The organism is Bengtsoniella intestinalis (assembly GCF_039719005.1).
In the GTDB taxonomy this organism is placed as follows: Bacteria; Bacillota; Clostridia; order Oscillospirales; family Oscillospiraceae; genus Oscillibacter; species Oscillibacter intestinalis.
The window spans coordinates 3,433,861-3,452,386 of record NZ_CP133584.1 but is presented as its reverse complement, the minus strand read 5'-3'; the positions used below and the strand labels follow the sequence as shown (position 1 = coordinate 3,452,386).

Genomic DNA, 18,526 nt, shown 5'->3' with positions numbered 1-18,526 from the left:
TCTATCTCATTGCATTCCCTTTCCCCATGATGGAAAACCAAAAAAGGAGATTCCCATATGGACGACCAACAATACGAAAATGACCAAGCGGAAGCCCCAGAATCCCCAACACAAAAGCCCAATATTTTAGAACGTTTCGTGGAGCAATTGCGCAAATGGTTTGCCCCCGATATTGAACCCACTGACCAAGTGCGGATTTTACTTCGTTTTGCCATGATCATTGGCGTCGTCTATTATTTAGGCACTGGCATCATCGGTATTTTATCCACCTAAACATAGTTAACACAAAAACGGCACCGAGCGTAAGCTCAGTGCCGTTTTCAGTTATCCAAAAAGGGGTTTTATTGGCACAACTTGCCAATGGCTTGGTAATAAATCTCCTTGGCCTGCATCAAATCAGAAAGATACATATACTCGTTGGCCTGATGCTCGGTGCATTCTCGCCCAGGGAACACAGGGCCAAAGGCCACAATATTGTCCATAGAGCGGGCATAGGTGCCACCACCCATGATCAGCGGATTCATGTCTACACCAGTGACAGACTGATAGACCTGCATCAAGCTTTTCACAAAGGGACTTTCCTTATCCATATAGACTGGATTGCTCCAAAAGGTCAGCTCGGCATTCATGCCATAGGGGGTCACCGTGGTTTGAATGGCTTGTTCCAACAGCTCTGCCGTTGCGGAAATGGCACAGCGGATATCCAGTGTGATGACCACACGACCCTCCACCACCGCAATCATGCCCACGTTCACCGTGGTGCCACCACTGGCTTCGTCAGCAAAGTGACAGCCCAAGCCTGCACCGTCGATGGTCATAGCAATGACTTTATTGTAAAACTGGGCAATGGGCACCGTGCTGGGTAGCTGTGCCATGGCTTTGCCGATGGCGTTTTCACCCAACCATGGCATACTGCCGTGGGCAGACTTGCCAGTGGCGGTGACGGTGACAACGTCACCGCCCTTTTCGTAGGTCAAGGTACAACTGTCTGGCACCATATTAGACGCATTGCCGCCCTCCGCCCACGATAAACCCGAGGCAGTCAAATCCATGGACAACTCCACTTCGCCGATGCCCTTTTCCAAATAGACCACAGGAAAATCGGCATCTGGCGTGAACCCCATGGTGGGCAATTCTTCCGTCTGCTTGTAAAGTGCCAAGTCGGCTTCATCCCCTGTTTCTTCAGAGGTTCCAAAAATGATACGCACACGCTTGTTCAAGGGAATTTTCTTATCTACGCTGTCTTTCATGGCATGGATGACCGCGATGGCAGGGCCTTTGTCGTCAATGACCCCACGGCCAAAGAGCTTCCCATCCTTTTCCACAAGGGTGAAGGGGTCGGTATCCCACCCCTCCCCTGCTGGCACCACATCCAAATGGACTAAAATACCGAAAATCTCTGTACCTTGTCCAATTTCCGCCCAACCGCAATGGTTTCCGCACTGTTTGGTGGTAAATCCATAAGATTTGCACAGATTTAATACGTATTGAAGTGCCTCATAGGGGGCTTTCCCAAAGGGGTAGTCGCCCTCTGGGTCGGTGCTGACGCTGGGGATGGCGATGAGGGATTTTAAGTGGTTGATGAATTGTTGATTGTCCATATCATCACCCATCACACCACAAACGGTGTGTAATCCACATCAAACCCGAAGCTTCTGGGGCCAAAGCAGTCCAAGCCTTCTGGGGTTTGCCAAATGGCTGGGGCAGGCAGGGCAATCACCGTCACGTCCATGCCCACCTTGGCATCTGGGTTGGTGACAGGGGTGCCATCTTTGTCGAAGACGCAGATGAGGTCAGGGCAGGTCACGTCGATGACGTCGTTTTTGTAAGAGATGAGATTCTCGTTTTTATACCAGATGCGATAGGTGTCGCCAGTGTCGTTTTTAAGGTGGAGTTCACCGATGTTGAAGCCGTCCACAGTCTCCCAAGGGGTGGCGGTGACAGTGCCTTCAAAGAGGACTTTGCCCCCTTCGCTGTTGGCAATCAAATGGGGGGCGCTTTCGCCGTTTTCACGGGCATGGCGGAGCAGTTCACCCACACGTTGGGCATAGCTGATGGCGCCTACGATGACGGACTCACGATAAATCTTCCCAGTGGTGGGATGGTCAACCACACCCACCAAGTCGTTGCTGGCAACAGCCATGGCTCGCACCAATTCCTCGGCACGCAAGTCGTCGTACACCTCTGCCAAAATGGACACGTCGCCAAATTGGGTGGCAAGACCCATGGGGGCGATGGGCACCTTTTTAATATAGTAGGTGGAGTGTTGCAGTTCTGGCACAGACCGTCCTGCAGGGTCAGCATCAGCCAGAGGGATGCCCAGTAGGCAGGCGATGTGCAAGGCTTCGGCAGTGTTCAACCCACCCAGTTCGGTGGAGGACACGGCGAAGAATTGTTTACCCATGTATTGTTGCAACTTTTCAAAAGCCAAAATAGTGGGACTGCCTTGGATTTGAGGCAAACGCTTGTACTTTTCTGCCAGTTCCACACCGCCTTCTGGGGTGGGGGCACCGCACCCGTAGGGGGTGGCGATATAGGCATCGTCAGGGATTTCCGTCACGTCTACCAGTTGCAATTCACGGCCTGCTTGGAAGTCTTCTTCCATCATTTCAAGACCTTCTTCCAGTCCACCGCCGCCGCCAGTGCCCAGCACAGTGCACCCATAGAGCAGGTCTACTATGTTTTGTTTGGTTAAAATTTTCATAAGATTACTCCCTTAACTACGAATAACGCTGTCTTCCAGTTCAGCCACAATGCGGTCACTGGCCACACCGTTGCCACGAGAAGGAGCAGGCATGAAGCGTTCCAAAATCAGATACACCACCATGCCGATGACGATGCCAGAATATTCGATGTACAGGTAGTACGCCACCACGGCACCCACCAGCCAAGCAATCACGCCTGCCCAGTTGAAACCCTTGACAGCGTGCCAGTTTTCGGCTTTGCCTTTGCCGATGATGAAGTAGTCAGCCAGCATGACCCCACCGATGGGGCAGGCGATGCAAGCCAGCATACTCAGCACCCCTTCGATGTAGTACAGGATGCCGAACGCGCCCAAAATAGTACCGATAATCCCCACAACAAGGGTGACTTCACGGCGTTTGTTGTCAGGCAAGTTGAAAATCATCACGGTGTCCAATGCGCCAGTGTAAGCGTTGGTGGCATTGGTTGTCCAAGTGGACAAAATCATAGAAGCCACGCCCAACACAGGGATTCCCACGTTAATCAGCACCATGGAAATGTCGTAATCGTTGGCGATTTTGGTCATAACGATGCCCAGTACCAAGGTGATGATACCCATGGGGAGCACACCCCAAACGGTGGACTTCCACACGTCACTACGGGTTTTTTGGAACCGTGTAAAATCGCAAGGGGCAATGGCGCCCACAGCGTAGAAGTTGAAGCTGAGGCCAACACCAGCGCTGAAACTCATGGCATAATCGGGGTCGATGGCGCTACCCATGCCACCAAAGCCAAATTGCTTGATGACCAAGTAAGTCCCCAGCATCATAATGGCCATCAGCATGGGGATGGAAATTTTGTCTAGCTTTTCAATGGCCGCCATGCCAAACACAGCGGTGGTCAGCATGATGATGCCCCAGATGATGCTACAGATGGACACAGGGACGACCATGCCCAGAGAGCTTTCCAAGACGTTGGCAAAGGCTTCGCCACAGACCGCATTGTTAATGCCGAACCAACCGATTAAGTTGACAGCCAGCTCATCCGCTCATCCACGGGGATGGCTTTGAGGGCATTGACCTCAGAATTGCTTGTTTGTGTTTCTTGACTCACGATAACTTCCTCCCAAAATTTCTAGTTTCTTTCTCACCTTAAGGTAGTATATCATACGTTGGATGTGATTTCCATCGGTTTCAAATAAAAACACCTTGAGAAAACGATTTTTCTCGTCTTCTCAAGGCGCTTTATTGAACGGTAATTAGCAATACGTTTCTTTGAGCACTTGCATCACAGCCAAAATCCGCTGGTCTTTGATGCGATAGGTGATGGTTTGCCCTTTTTTCTCATAGTCTAGCATACCGCTGGATTTCATCAGCGACAAATGCTGGGAGATGCCCGATTGGCTAATGGGCAAAGCCTCCACCAACTCCCCCACGCTCATAGGCCGCTGTAGCAAACTGCACAAAATGAGGAGTCGATTTTCATTGGATAACACCTTCAACAGTGCCGCCACTTCTCTTGCTTTTTCTTCCACGGAATCACTCCTTATGCTTTAATTTACAAATCCCTTGGGTCATGGTACCCATGGGGCAATACACGCAAAACCCTCTTGGTTTACTCAGCGCCATGGTCACCATGCCCAAAATGGTAGATGTGACCATCACGCTATAAAATCCATAGGCATATTGGGCGATCCATGGACGCACCATAGATACATCGGGATATCCCCAAGGCACCTTCCACGTCCACAGTAAGGTTATAACCTGTGATAAATCTTGCACACCAGTGAACACTAAATACGTATTCAACACCATGGTTAAAAACATGGTCATGAAAAAGGCAAGGAACCCATAGCGGAACCACGCCGTGGTCATAAACCGTGGCAAAGGCCGATTGGGTGAGAGCTTACCGCCAACCTTGGCAAACAGTTGTCCTCGACCACAATATTTGTTGCAATAGGCCTTGTTCCCCTTGATAAAGGAAATGGCAAGGGGCGTTAAAAAGAACACCATGCCAATCCATGCAAATAAAATGTTGAACAATCCCAACACAAAGTAGCTGATTTCCACCACCCACAAATAATCATACCAATGTTTAACCTGCATACGCCACCTCCCGCTGGGCAATTGCAATGATAGACGCTGGGCAGGCCTTGCTACATTTACCACACCCCACACATTTGTCTAAATTTACCCTTGCACCCACACCTGTGGGGATGGTGATGGCACCAAAAGGACATACCTTGATGCACGTGCCACAGGCCACACAACGTTTACCTACAACTGCCATTCGTTTTGCCATGGTTCTCCCTCCACATCAGTATATCAGCATTTTCTAATATACTATAGCACAAAATCGCGCGCTCTGTCAAGGAAAAAATCCCCATCCCAACGGCGTAATGACTCCGCAGGGATGGGAATTTCACATTCAATCTTCTAATAAACTGCTGCGATACAAAAAGCTGGCAATCACGTCGCAAACAGAGGCCATAGGCGCTACATTTTCTCCATGGCGCGTCGGGTTATCCACCCCCACAAAGCCAATCAAAGACCCATCTTCCCCTCGCAAAGGAACCACCAGTACAGCGGAAACACCGATGCCCACCAGCAATTTTCGCAAAGGTGTATGCGCAGTCTCTGGGGTGATGTCTAGCAATAAACAGCCTCCCACTTCAAGCCCCTGCACCCATTCTGCAAAAAAATCTACAGAATTGCCGGCCACGCCGTCAGTTTCATAGGATACACCCTCAGCGCACCATTCATAGGCGCTCTGGATGGTGGCTCCATCTGGGGAAAATACAAACAAATAGCTACGTCCTGCCCCATAATAGGTGGCAAACGCAGACAGCAGCTTGTCAATGCCTTGCTGTGGATTTTTGACACCGAGTAAGCATTCGCTACAACTGCGATACAACTGCTCTTCCAACAACCGCTCTTGGTGCATGGCATCCATCGTCATTTGGGTGCGTTGATTTTGAATGGTCAAGGACATGATTTTGGCAATATAGCGCAAGCTATTTAGCTCTTTTTCGCTCCAATGACGATAGGTTGAGCAATCGTCTAGCCCCAAGAAGAAGGACACATATCCCTCCCGACGCACTTGCGCATGGGCGAAAGACAAAATTCCCTGCCGTGCCATCAACTCATAAGCCACGCTGTTTTTCATAGACTCTTGCAGGTTATTGGCGTAAATCAAATCGTGTTGTGCCGTCCAGAAATAATCTTGGACCAGCTCTTCGGGCATATCCTGCAAGGAATCAATCTCTGTAGGAATCCCCTCTTTGCACCATTCAAAGGTGTTGTCATAGGTTTTGCCACCATCAAAGGTTTCAAACGTATACACCCGATCCACACCGAATTTCTCACCAATATAGCCTAGAACTTGGTTGATAATCCCCACTTGGTCGGCTTTGGCATACAAAATATCAAACATAGCCGCCACCAAATCATAGTCGAAAAAGGCACTGATAGAGCGGTTGACTTGGTCGATGGTGGTGATGCCTTGCAATTCACTTTCTGACATACTTTGGTTGTAAATGGTGTAGCAGTTTTTACCCTTAGATTTAGACTGATACAGCGCCTTATCTGCCGCTTTATATAGCGCTTCAAAGTCGCCATCCACGTCTCCAGAACAGGCAATGCCCACGCTGGCCGACACGCTATAATCGCGATAAATGCCCTGATAGGTGCGCTGACAAACCTTCACCACATCTTTTGCTTTTTGCTCTAGCACCGACGCCACACCCATGTTAGGGACAAACACGATAAATTCGTCACCACCCACACGGCCAATCACATCCCCAGCGCGGAACAAGCCTTGGATGCCTGCGGCGATTTCCTGCAACACATGGTCACCGACATAGTGACCCAAATTGTCGTTGATGGCCTTAAATTCATCGATGTCCAAAATCATCAACACATGGTTTTGACCTACATATTGGGCCAAGAGATGGTTGATTTTCAATTCTGTGCTGATTTTATTGTAACAATTGGTCAGCTGGTCTTTTTCCACCTGCAGTTTCATATTCATTTCATCGTGAATATCTACGCCCTTCCCAGCGGCATAGACGGGATGCCCTTGGCTATCTTTGATGATTTGATAGAGCATCCGATAATAGCGATAGGTGCCGTCTTGCTGGCGATAGCGCAGCTCCACAGGCTCAGACAGTCCTGCTTGCATCAGCGCCACAGTATGCAAATAAGCTTCCTCATCATCGGGGTGAATATACCCCAAGGCAATGGCGTCGCCCATGGCGTCACTTATTTTATATTGCCCCATGTGCTGGTAAATCAAATTGCCGTAATATTGGATGGTTTTTGTGCGCAAATCTGCCACAAAAAGCCACTCGTTGGTCAATTCTACAGCCACTTGCAACAAATCGCTGTTGGAAAAGGTATTGTTAAAATAATAGTCGTAACCCTCTAATTTCTCCCCTTCAAAGGTGGCGGTTAGGTCACGAATCAACCCCACCACCCACTGGGAACCATCGTCTTCCTCATGGCGCACCAAGGTCACCTGACAGGGCAACTCCGTGCCGTCAAGCTTGCAGTAGAGCCAATAAAATTGGTGGTTGCCTTGGGCAAACGCAGTTTGTACCTGCTCCAAAATACCCATAGCGCTGGTAACACCACTTGGCTGATAGTCTGGCATCAACTGGGACACACATTCTAAATACCGCTCTTGAGAATCTGCACCGAATAGCTGGGCGGTGGACTGATTGCCGTAGACAATTTGCAAGGCCTTTGACCACACCTGCACACAAAGCCCTCTGGCTTGGCTGATTTGAGCAAAGGTGGAGGCAGCAATGCCTTCCATCAAATCATATTCGTTCATGGTCATCCTCCTTCCAGTTTGTATTCAGTTAGATTATAGCATAGCAACCCCAACGATGCAATATCCAATCCCTGCCATTTTTGTATCCAAAACACAAAGCGAACCCCTTCACAGATAGTGAAGGGGTTCGGTGGGGTTTCGATTAGTTGGTTGCCTTCTTTTTCTTTTCGTCCAGTTCCAGCTTGATGAGCCAAGCCAAACCAGTTGCAGAAGAGACAGCCAAGGTGACCAGCAGAGCCAAGTTACGATTGTCGCCAGTTTGGGGAATATCGCTCAGAGGCACGTCTTCTTCGGGGATTTCCATCAGAGGCACGTCTTCATCAGGAATGTCTGTCAGAGGCACATCTTCATCGGGGATGTCGGTCAGAGGCACATCTTCGTCAGGAATGTCAGTCAGAGGCACATCTTCATCGGGAACGGTCACGACGGTGTCGTCATTATCGTCATCGTCGTCATCGTCGTCGGGAGTAGATGGGGTGGAAGGTGTGTAGGAAGAGTTCTTGGAGTAAACATAGGTGATTTCCACGTTGCCGAACAGGTTGCCTTCCAGAGCAGTTTCATCGGACATATACTTGAAGGTATAGCCAGAGAAGTACTTTTGGGTCAGGTCTTCGTCGTATTCTGCGCCGCCGATGAAGTTGTTAACCACGTCGTAGGAAGTGCCGAATGCCACGGTGCCAGCTTCGTCGTCGTCCATCAAGAACACTTGAGCGGAGGTTGCCAGAGTACCACCAGTGGTGGTGACCCAGTTCACGGTCAAGGACACGTAAGTGGGGATAGAAACGGTCAGGTCATAGTACAGTTCCAAGGTGTTGTCGCCATCTTTGGCGATGGTGATGGAGGTGCCGTTTTCAACATATGCGTAGCCTTCAAAGGAACCTTGCTCATCAATTTCGTAATGAGTTGCGCCCAGCTTGCTGGCGATAGCATAGTCAGCATCCATCAGGTGATAGCCAGAATCGGTGGTAGGCACCCAAACGCCGTTGTCATAGTAGAAGCCATTGAGCACTTCCACATAGTGGATTACGTTGTAGCTTGCAGAGGTGTCGAAGGATTCTTCAACGGTGTAGTACAGGTTCAAAACCATGGCTTCTGCGTCGATGATGAAGTCAGCTTGTGCTTCTTCGCCGTCGAACAAAGTCTTGGCGCTGTAGAAGTAGTTTTCGAATGCTTCTTCATACACGATAGCTTCAATATCAGCGCCAAACAGTGCGGTGTAGGTTTCTGCGTTGGGTTTCACCAGTTCAAATTCGCCGTCTGCCAATGTAGAAGCAACATATTCGCCGTTGTAGAAGAAGAAGCCTTCTTGCACTTCCACATAGTGTGCCACGGTGTAGTTCATGGTGTTGGGATAGAAGTACAGGTTGAAGACTTGGTTGTCTTCAGTGATTTCCATAGATGCAGCAGTGTTCACTTCATCAAGGGTATAACCAGTCACAGCATATTCAGGAGTATAGATGATTTCATCAAAATAGGTTGGGTTCTTGGTAGAGACAAAACCAGTTGCAGTTTCAGGATATGCTTCCTCAATGATATCGTACAGGAAGTATGCTACGTCGTAGCTCATAGAAGCTGGGGTATAGAACAGCTTTAAGGTATCGGTGCTATCGGTAACGTAGAAGCTTTCGCCAGTTGCGCCAGCGCCGTCAACAGCTTCAGTGTTGAAAGTAGAGCGGTTGTAGCTGTATTTGGGGTCATACTTGGTGCTATAATCGGTAGGCATGGTCACCAATTGGCCGTACATAGCTAGCACCATTTCAGTAGCATCATCATCTCGCACGTATTTGCCATCAATTTGCTTGTAGTATTCAACATTGTAGGTGATGGTGGTGGGGGTGTAGTACAGTTTCAGAACCATGCCGTCTTCGGTGATGGTCATGGGGGCTTCGCTTGTTTTTACAAAGGTGTAATTGGGTGTATATTCTGCCTTTTGGGTGTCAGTAACAGCAATTTCAGCCAGATATTCGGTGGCGATTTCAACGCCGTAGTCTTCTCTGGTATCTTGCAATTCGTACTCGCTGGTGTTGATGTTCAGCAGATAGTATTCCACGGTGTAATCCATAGCGGAGGGGGTGTAGTACAAGCGGATGGTGTCGGCGGAGGAGGTGATTTCGATATCGCCGCTGGTCACGTCATCAGTACCATTGTTGAAGGTTGCCATGTTGTAGGTGTAGTTGGTAACGAACTCTGCATAGCCAGTGGGCAAATCAACTTCTGTGCCGTAGGCCACTTCTTCGCCAGCGAATAGGCTATCACCAGTTACTTCCACATATTCGCCATCAACCAGTTTGTAGTATTCCACGCTGTAGGTAACGTCGGTGCTGCTGGAGGGAGCGTAGTAGACTTCGATAACATTGCCGTTTGCAATTACTTTAAAATCTTCAGGAGTAGAGCCTGCCACGATATAGCCATCCAGTGCTGCTTCGTAACTAGACACCTCAACATCAGTGCCATAGATAACGCCAGTCACAGAGCTAGTCAGGGATGCACTGGTGTATTCCACGTAACTGCTAGTTCCATAGGAGACAACAGCATCAGAATCAGCTTGAACCATCACTTTGTCATTAACAGCAGGTTCGTAGTACCAGTTGCCACTGTTGACTTCCAGATAGTATTCAATGGTGTAGGAATAGGTGGTTTCGTTGCTCAGGGCATAGAACAGGTCCAGCACAGTGCCAGTTTCGCTCATGACAGTTGCGGATGCGGAGCTAATGGAGCTGTCGTATTCGTAGTTGTCTACGCCAGTTTCCAATGCAGATGCAGAAACCAGAGTGCCGATGGTGGTGGATTCAGTGTTGTTAATGCTGATACCATAATAGTAGGTACCATCTTCTACTTTAACGGAACCAGAAGCGTCAGTTGTCCAGTTTGCAACGTAGGTAGCAACGCCAGCTGCGTTGTAATAATACCCATTTTCGTTGATTTCTACCCAGTGGTTTACGGTGTATTCTGCGGAGTTGTCACCAGACAAGGTGTAATACAGCTTCAAGGTCATGCCAGATGCGTCGACAGTCATGGTTGGTGTAGGATCGCTGTGGTCATAGCTGTAGGTGCTGTAGTAGCCGCCGTTGGTGGCATAAGTTTCGGTAGTGATGGTAGAGCCAACGGTGACGGAAGGGTCAGGAGAAGTGGTATCAACTTTGACATATTCTGCATCAGAGGACACCCAATTTTTGCCGTCATAATACACGCCGTTGACGACTTGCACATAGTGTTCCACGGTGAAGTCAAATTCTGGGGTGGTGGTGAAGTCATAGAACAGGTTCATGACTGCGTCAGTGCCGATGGTTGCGGTCAAGGAGTTATCGAATACGCCATCCAAAGTGGTCTTGTCAGATTGATAAGAGTAAGCGTTGTTCACAGTGATGGTTTCTACGGTAACTTCAGTGCCGATGGTGTCGGTGGTAGAGTCAGTATCAACCAACACATAGGTCACGTTGCCTTCGTTATCTTTGATAACAGTGTCGGTGCCTTCCACAACTTGAACCAAATCATTGTAAGAATCATAATACCAGCCGCTGATAACTTGCACATAGTGGTTTTCAGTGAAGGTATCGTCGTTCTTGGTGTAGTAGTAGGTAACGGTGGTGTCTTCGGTCAGGGTGCCAGATGCGTTGGTGGGAGCTTCTGCGCTAACATAGGTATAGTTTGTCAGTTCTTCGTCTTTATCGCTGGTGGTATATCCAGTCCAGCGTTTGTAAGTGCCGCTATTGGTATCATCATCTTCGTCGGTATCAGTGTAGATGGATTCACCAGTAGCCTTATCCAAATGTTGCACAGTCAAGGTGTATTCAGGTGCGTAACCCATAACTGCAGGGACTAAGAAGTCTACGGTGGGGAGGGTACTGATGTTTAAGTCTTCAATGTCATCATTTTCGTCCATGAAGAAATATTTCAAAGTTGTTTGACCATTGGTCAGATAATACGTTCCATCAACAAAGTCAGGGTCTTCGGTATCCAAAGTAATGGTATAGCTCAAAGTGTAGGTGCTCTCTGTGACAAAATCATTGCTATCTTTTTTTTGGCTGCTGGGGCTACTATTTTGCAGATACCAAGTGATGGTGCCATCAGATACGTCGGTGCTGTTGCCAGCGGTGGTGGTGATTTTTTCAAAGTTGATGAAATCACCCATGGGGTCAGTCACTTCCCAAGCACTGGAAAGTCTGGTGATATAGTTGTAAATATCGGTAAACGCAATGTCTAAGGCTTCGCCTTCGCCAGCGTCGATATGAAGCTTGCCGTCATCGCCATCAGAGGAAGCGATGTAGGTTTCAAGCCAAGTGCCAATGTTCATTGTTTTACCATCGACATTAAATGCAGTAGATTGGCCAGTTGTAGCAAAAGCCACGGTATAAATATCTGCTACATTATCCAAGGATGTTGCGGCATTATAGGTTTGGGTGTGGGTAGTTGTGCTAGAAGAACCAGATTCATTATTGCTGCTTTTGGTAGAGCTAAAGTCATTGGATGTGGTAATGGTAGAAGTGCTGCCATCATAATAATAGGTAGGTGCGCCATCGGTGAGAAGGACAACGTAAATAGCGGAGATGTCTTCGCCAGAGGCGTTTTGCAAAATGCTTTTGCCATCAGTAACCAGATATTCTGCCAAGGTCAAGCCAGCGTCAATGTTGGTGCCGCCGTATGCAGAGGTGGTCATGTTGTTGATACTGGCTTCAACAGAAGCAAGATTTCCTTCGTTGTTTGCGATTTCAGTCCAGTCTACGATTTCTGTGGCATTTCGAGCAAATTCAACGACAGAGATATAACGAGAGCAGTCGTAATTGCTAGCTGCGAAGGACTCGATAAATTTTACTGCAGCATCTTGCGCATCAAGCATACGAGCACCTTTATACAAAGACCATCTTTGAACGTTAGCGTTTACGTCATAGTCAGCAGCGGGGATGAAGTAAATCCCATCGCCATCGTTTAGGTTGTAACCGCTTTTACCATCGGGGTCGAAGTAATAGGTATAGCTTCCATACTCGTAAGAAATACCGCTATCAGTATTGGTTCTAGACCAATACCCAGTGTCACCAGAAACAGAAGCGACTGGCATGGTAGCAGAGGTATAAGAACCAGAACTGCTACCGCTGACCACATACTCGCCATCATCATCAGGCACGTACAGAGGAGCACCAGCGTTATCATAACCCATGCTCATGGAGTTATCGAACACCAGAACCACAGCAGCATCGGGGCTGACAGTCAGGTCTGCAAAATCTTGGGTGGTGACCACTTTTAGAGTGATTTCGAATTCGTTATCCGTGGTGGTGCTAGGCTCAATGGTCTTAGCGATAGACACAGACAGACCATCGGAATTATCATTTTCATACTTGGTAATGGAATAGTCGCCAGTTTTGGTGACGTCCAAACCATTGGCGGTGCCTTCGGTAGTTGCATCCACGGTGTAATAGTTAGGGGTGCTTTCGCCGTCGATTTGCCATGCGCTACCAGTGGTCTCTTCATCAGCGGCGAAGATGGGGGTGATGCCTACCATGGATACTACCATGACGATGGCTAGGAACATTGCGGTGATTCTTCTCATTGTACGTTTCATATTGGTTCTCCTCTCAATATTCGAAACAGTTTGTTTGTTTATTCTTTATGTGCTTAGTATAGCATCGAATTGTTACAGCTAGGTTACATCTGAAAATCTAATTGGAATTTTCTTCAATTCTTTTGTAACTGATTTAACTGAGCACACTGTCCATCAATGTGACCAGCTCCAAAACACTTCTAAACTGGGCTTCCACCTTGTTTTCCACCCAAATTACGTTCCCTTGCCAACTGGCATTCTGGCGGAACAGAAGCTGAATTTGGAACGTTGCCAGCGGTGTACCCTTTGGCAGTGGTTTGGGCGGCGGTGTGTCTGGGGTTTGCCCCGTTTGGCTCTGGGTGAAGGTGCGTGGCTCCATATATTTGGCTGGCCCAGCAAGACTGTCTTGCATGGCCTCAATCATAAAGAGCATTTGGGTCAAGTTAGTAAAGGCTTTCTTCTCGCTTTGGGATCCGTTTTGCAAGACGCCTTCAAAATTTTGATTCTCATAAGAATGAATGTGGACGACAGTGGTTTTCTGTGCCTGTGGGCTGAACCTACAGTTGAAATCTGTCACAAGGATCACCTCTCTTTTCTTGAGGATGTGGGATGTTTTTCCCTTATCTTAATGCTAAGTATAAACAAAAATGTTACGTGCAGGTTACATCTGCGATTTTTTACGGAAAAAAGTTGTAACTAGCAAAACTTTTTTCTCTTGTATTGTAAAAAGTGCCTTGTTTAAGGAATTTTATACAAAAAACCCTTGCATCCCCTGTGCAAGAGTGCTATACTGTGTTTAAATGGTAATATAGTTTAAAAATGGGGGAACTGTTTGGTTCTTCCTACATTTAAGATACATACCATATATCGCTACACACAAGTGAGGTGACAACAAATGGATTCACAAACCGTATTACGGGTGAATATGTTCGGCGAATTTTCCATGACCTATGGGGACACCACCATCATGGATCAAAACAGCCGCTCCCACAAGGTTTGGACATTATTAGAATATGTGGTGACATTCCGTGACAAGGAAATCTCCCAAAACGAGCTTATCGAGCTGCTCTGGCCTGAAGAAGACGACATCGGCGACCCCAGCAACACCTTAAAGACCCTGCTCCACCGTGTGCGCAGTCAACTGGGGCAACTGGGGGAAGAAGACCTGCGCAAGGCTGTAACCTATCGCCGTGGTTCCTATCGTTGGGCACCAGAAATCCCCTGTCACATCGACGTGTCAGAGTTTGACGCCCTTTGCAAGCGTGCCTCCAAGGAAGACGACCCAAACAAGCGCCTATCGGCTTTGCAACAGGCCATTCGCCTTTATAAAGGGGATTTTCTCCCACGCTCCGCCTTGGATAGCTGGGTCATGCCCATCAATACCTATTATCGCACCCAATACATTAAAATCGTTTACGAAGCCATTGAATTGTTGACCCAAACAGGCCGTTTCAGCGAAGCATTGGCCATCTGCCAAAAGGCGGTCACCATTGATATTTACGACGAAGGCTTGCACCTTGCCATGATTAAGTGCTTGCTGGCCACTGGCGCCCAGCGTGCGGCGTTACAACATTATAAATACGTCACCGATTTGTTTTTCACCCAATTTGGGGTCTCTCCTTCTGATGAAATGACCGCCCTGTACAAAGATGTGGTGAAAACCGACAAGAATATGGAGCTTGATTTCGGTGTCATCAAAGAAGGTTTGCAAGAACTCGACCCCAAAAGTCGTGCTTTTTGCTGTGAATATGAGTTTTTTAAGGACATTTATCAGCTAGAAGCCCGTGGTGCCATGCGGACAGGGGAAGTGATTCACATCGCCCTGATTACCATCACCAGCGACAGCCGCAAACCCTTGACCCAGAAGCAAACCAACCTGACCATGGATCGGTTGGGGGAAGTAATTGGTACATCTTTGCGTCGTAACGACGTTTACACCCGATATAGTGTAACCCAATATTTGATGATGTTGCCGTCTGCCAACTTTGAGAACGCCCAAATGGTTGTCAACCGTATCGTGGCAGCCTTCCGCAGCCAATACCCCAAAATGCCAGTGACGTTGCAAAACAAAGTTTTGCCCCTAGATCCATTGGAAACGTAAAAAATGTAGAAAAGACGGGTGAATTCGTAACATACTGCGAATTCGCCCGTCTTTTTGTGTATCATCAACGCCTGCTGCACGGGCGGATACTATCCGCCCCTACAGGGGGCACAAACGCAAGAAACGCCCCTATTTGATGGCTCAAATAGGGGCGTTTTGTTGCATAGTATTCAATTCATTCGGTGATAACCCATGCGGCCAGTCGGCCTACCAGCACAAAGCGTTCGCTTTCGGTGTACCCTGTGCAGGTGGACAAGGTGACGATGGTGTCGTTTTCCGTGGCGGTATAGGCGGTGTGGTACAGGGTGCGACTATCTAGCATGGCGATATGGGAGGCAAAGGAGCCTTCTTGGGAGAAATTGTAATCATACACGCTAGAGCTGGCATCGGTGAGCAGGGCATAGCAAACCTCATACCGCAAATACCCATTGGGGGTTAAAATGAAGAAATAAGGATGCAAGGCGGCGAAACTGGCTTGGCGATAGTCTTGCAACTGGCCAAACATGGTGTCGCTTTTCATGTTGTGCCCATAGAGCACGGTGTTCAAATCGGTAAAGTTGCCTTCGATGCGGTAATCGGCAAAAATACTGCCAGCGGCAGAATAGGTGCCTTTATAGGTGGTGTTGATATAGGTTTGGTTGGTTTCCCCTTGCAACAGCGGATAGCTGATGTTCATACCGGGGCAGTACAGCCAACCAATGATGTCCCCATTGACCGCAATGAGACTTTGGAAATCCACCCCAATGTCTGGCTCTGTAGCGTCGTAGACAATGGGTTCTGGTTCCACCACCTCCACCGCTTCGGTGGTAATGTCCCCATTGGTGACAGGGGCCACCTGTGGGATTGTGGTGGTTGGGGTTTCCACCGTGGGTGTCACGATGGTGACGAAAGTGTCTTGGGCTTCTTGGTAGTCTGCCTCTTCTTGGCGATAGTCCAAGGCGGTTTTGATGGCATAGCCACCGCTGATGACCACCGTCACCGCCAAGACGGCAATGAGGATTTTACGGATGTGTTTCATGGCGATTAGTAGAGGTATTTTTCAGTATAGTTGGTGCCGTCACCGATGTAAGCCATGATGGAGGCGCTGGAGTTGGCGCTAGAGGCGAAGGTGGGGTCCATCAGCTTCCATGTGGTGCCGTCGAAGTAAATCACGCTGTCCATCCAACCATCTGTGGTGCTATAAGCGTTAATCCATGCGTGGTAAGAGGTGCCAGCATAGCCCACCACCAATTTACAGGGGATGCCTTGGCTACGGAGCATGGCTGTCATCAAAGCGGCATAGTCGAAGCAGATGCCTTTTTTCTCAGCCAACACAGAGTCTAAATCAGGCAAATAGCCAGAGGTGACAGAGGCGGCACGGGCAGAGTCATAGGTCAAGTTGGAGACCACATAGTTGTAAACCGCTTGGATTTTCTCCACTTCAGTGGTTTTCCCTGCCACCAACTGGGCGGCTACAGACACCACGTTGCTGTTGCTGGTGTAGTTTACATATTGGTTGGGCAGGAGGAAGGGGGCAAACTCGTCAGCCAAAGACACGCTCACCGTGGCACTTTGAGACACAGCATAGCTGGTGCCAGTGACGTTTTTGCACACTTGGATTTGATAGGTGCCACTGCCATCAGACAGGGGGAACACCTCATAGGAACCGTCATTGGTCAGATTGTAATAGTAAGCAGTACCACTGGGGCCAGAGACAATCACCTTCAGCTTGGCGGTGGTGCTCTCTACAGAGCGAATCATCACGTAACCGTCAGCGGTGTTGGAGGCATCGATGGCGGCCTTGGTGTTGGCGTAAACCACAGTACCACTGGCCACTGGCATCAAAATGGTAGACACAGCAGGTTCTGCAGCCAAAGGCACCACAGAGAGGTCAATGTCTAACATTTCCTCCGATTCAACAACAACTTCTTGCGCTACTTCCACTATTTCCACTTGGATTTCTTCTTCCACAGCTGCTTCTACAGTTTCTTCCACAGTTGCTTCTACGGCTTCTTCCACGGTTTCTTCCACAGCTACTTCTACGGTTTCTTGTGCGATGTCTTCCTCTTCCGTGGCAACACTGGTCGTGATTTCCACTTCTTGAGTGGTGCTTGGTTCTAAAACAGTTTCTTGTGCTTGGCTACAGCCCACCAATGCGCTGAGCAAAACGGCACAAAGCAACAGCAGTTGCACTCTTTTCATATAATTCATGTATAGACTCCTTTCATTCTAAAATAATCTTACGTATACTCATCATACCTTATTTTAGTTACAGCGAAGTTACATTTTTGCCACTTGGGTGAATATTTGTATCTTTTTCCCAATTCTATCCTGCTATTTGGCCAATTTTCGCAGTGCATCAGGGTTAGAGGTGAAGCGTTGGGCCGTTTCTAGGGTGATGCGCCCCTCTTTCACCAGCCGTTCTAAACTGGTGTCCATGCGCACCATACCAGCTTGGCTGGCGGCACCAATGGCCGAGTCAATCTGGTGTACCTTGGCCTCACGCACCATATTTTTAATGGCATTGTTTAAAAACATAATCTCAAACGCTGGGGTCATGCCGCCGTCCACCGTGGGCACCAGTTGCTGAGAGATAACCCCTTGGAGCACCATGGCCAACTGGATGCGGATTTGCTTTTGTTGGACAGAGGGGAAGGCGTCGATGATGCGGTCGATGGTGTTGGCGGCTCCCACGGTGTGCAAGGTAGAAATGACCAAGTGGCCTGTTTCCGCGGCGGTCAGCGCCGTTTGAATGGTTTCGTGGTCACGCATTTCACCCACCAAAATCACATCAGGGGCTTGCCGTAAGCAGGCGCGCAAGGCGGTGACATAATTGGCGGTGTCCAACCCCACTTCACGCTGACTGACAATGCTTTTTTTGTTTCGATGGAGGTATTCAATGGGGTCTTCCAAGGTGATGATATGGCCTGAGCGATTGGTGTTAATCTGGTCGATGAGACAGGCCAGTGTGGTGGATTTACCACTGCCAGCAGGTCCTGTCACCAGCACCAATCCTTTGGTGTAATTGGCAACCGCCATCACTGTTTCTGGGATGTGCAAGGTTTGGTAATCAGGGATCCCAAATTGAATAACCCGAATGACGCTGGCCAGAGAGCTACGCTGTTTATACGTGTTGACCCGAAAACGCGACAATCCTTTCACCGCAAAGGAGAAATCATCATCCCCTGCCACCTTCACATGGGTCATATCACGGCCTGCCAAGTCATACAGCTGGGCAATCAAGTGCTGGGTGTCCTCTGGCATCAGCATCTGCTCCCCCAAGGGCATCAACTGCCCCCCCACTTGGCACATGGCTTTGGCACCGGGCACCAGAAAAATATCTGCGCCCCCCAATTCCACCGCCTTGGTCAATAATTGTTCCATACAAGCTCCTC

General features: G+C 48.6%; 14 protein-coding genes. 2 read left to right on the top strand and 12 right to left on the bottom strand.

Going from position 1 to position 18,526, the window contains the following annotated elements; translation table 11 throughout:
- The first annotated feature begins 57 nt into the window (after nt 1–57).
- On the top strand, nt 58–273 hold the full coding sequence (locus RFF05_RS16425) for a hypothetical protein (protein WP_409968091.1): 216 nt from the start codon (nt 58–60) through the stop codon (nt 271–273).
- Nucleotides 274–341: 68 nt separating this feature from the next.
- On the opposite strand, the gene RFF05_RS16420 is transcribed toward RFF05_RS16425, so the two are convergent.
- From RFF05_RS16420 to RFF05_RS16380, 9 genes are all read right to left on the bottom strand, one after another.
- Nucleotides 342–1,601 (bottom strand): Sapep family Mn(2+)-dependent dipeptidase, encoded by a 1,260-nt coding sequence (locus RFF05_RS16420; protein ID WP_409968090.1) that lies wholly within the window; start codon nt 1,599–1,601, stop codon nt 342–344.
- An 11-nt stretch (nt 1,602–1,612) separates the two neighbouring features.
- Nucleotides 1,613–2,704, bottom strand: coding sequence for a DUF917 domain-containing protein (locus RFF05_RS16415; RefSeq protein WP_409968089.1), 1,092 nt, complete (start codon nt 2,702–2,704; stop codon nt 1,613–1,615).
- A gap of 12 nt (nt 2,705–2,716) precedes the next feature.
- The gene (locus RFF05_RS16410) at nt 2,717–3,691 is read right to left on the bottom strand and encodes a cytosine permease (RefSeq protein ID WP_409970133.1); all 975 of its coding nucleotides are present in this window, start codon (nt 3,689–3,691) and stop codon (nt 2,717–2,719) included.
- Nucleotides 3,692–3,940: 249 nt separating this feature from the next.
- On the bottom strand, nt 3,941–4,216 hold the full coding sequence (locus tag RFF05_RS16405) for an ArsR/SmtB family transcription factor (protein WP_409968088.1): 276 nt from the start codon (nt 4,214–4,216) through the stop codon (nt 3,941–3,943).
- Nucleotides 4,217–4,220: 4 nt separating this feature from the next.
- Nucleotides 4,221–4,787, bottom strand: coding sequence for a 4Fe-4S binding protein (locus RFF05_RS16400; protein WP_409968087.1), 567 nt, complete (start codon nt 4,785–4,787; stop codon nt 4,221–4,223).
- A complete protein-coding gene (locus RFF05_RS16395) occupies nt 4,777–4,983 on the bottom strand; it encodes a DUF362 domain-containing protein (RefSeq protein WP_409968086.1) in 207 nt (68 codons plus the stop codon). The genes RFF05_RS16400 and RFF05_RS16395 overlap by 11 nt, the downstream gene beginning before the upstream one ends.
- A gap of 126 nt (nt 4,984–5,109) precedes the next feature.
- Nucleotides 5,110–7,515 (bottom strand): diguanylate cyclase domain-containing protein, encoded by a 2,406-nt coding sequence (locus RFF05_RS16390; protein WP_409968085.1) that lies wholly within the window; start codon nt 7,513–7,515, stop codon nt 5,110–5,112.
- 142 nt (nt 7,516–7,657) lie between these two features.
- Nucleotides 7,658–13,072, bottom strand: coding sequence for a hypothetical protein (locus RFF05_RS16385; RefSeq protein ID WP_409968084.1), 5,415 nt, complete (start codon nt 13,070–13,072; stop codon nt 7,658–7,660).
- A gap of 133 nt (nt 13,073–13,205) precedes the next feature.
- A complete protein-coding gene (locus tag RFF05_RS16380) occupies nt 13,206–13,628 on the bottom strand; it encodes a hypothetical protein (RefSeq protein ID WP_409968083.1) in 423 nt (140 codons plus the stop codon).
- A 318-nt stretch (nt 13,629–13,946) separates the two neighbouring features.
- On the opposite strand from RFF05_RS16380, the gene RFF05_RS16375 reads away from it, so the two are divergent.
- Entirely contained in the window at nt 13,947–15,152 is a 1,206-nt protein-coding gene (locus RFF05_RS16375) for a BTAD domain-containing putative transcriptional regulator (protein ID WP_409968082.1), read from the top strand.
- A 175-nt stretch (nt 15,153–15,327) separates the two neighbouring features.
- On the opposite strand, the gene srtB is transcribed toward RFF05_RS16375, so the two are convergent.
- The 3 genes from srtB to RFF05_RS16360 form a co-directional block, all read right to left on the bottom strand.
- A complete protein-coding gene (gene srtB / locus RFF05_RS16370) occupies nt 15,328–16,170 on the bottom strand; it encodes a class B sortase (RefSeq protein ID WP_409968081.1) in 843 nt (280 codons plus the stop codon).
- A 5-nt stretch (nt 16,171–16,175) separates the two neighbouring features.
- Nucleotides 16,176–17,342, bottom strand: a complete 1,167-nt coding sequence (locus RFF05_RS16365) for a transglutaminase-like domain-containing protein (RefSeq protein ID WP_409968080.1) — start codon at nt 17,340–17,342, stop codon at nt 16,176–16,178.
- 123 nt (nt 17,343–17,465) lie between these two features.
- Nucleotides 17,466–18,515 (bottom strand): type IV pilus twitching motility protein PilT, encoded by a 1,050-nt coding sequence (locus RFF05_RS16360; protein ID WP_409968079.1) that lies wholly within the window; start codon nt 18,513–18,515, stop codon nt 17,466–17,468.
- Between the last annotated feature and the right edge of the window lie 11 nt (nt 18,516–18,526).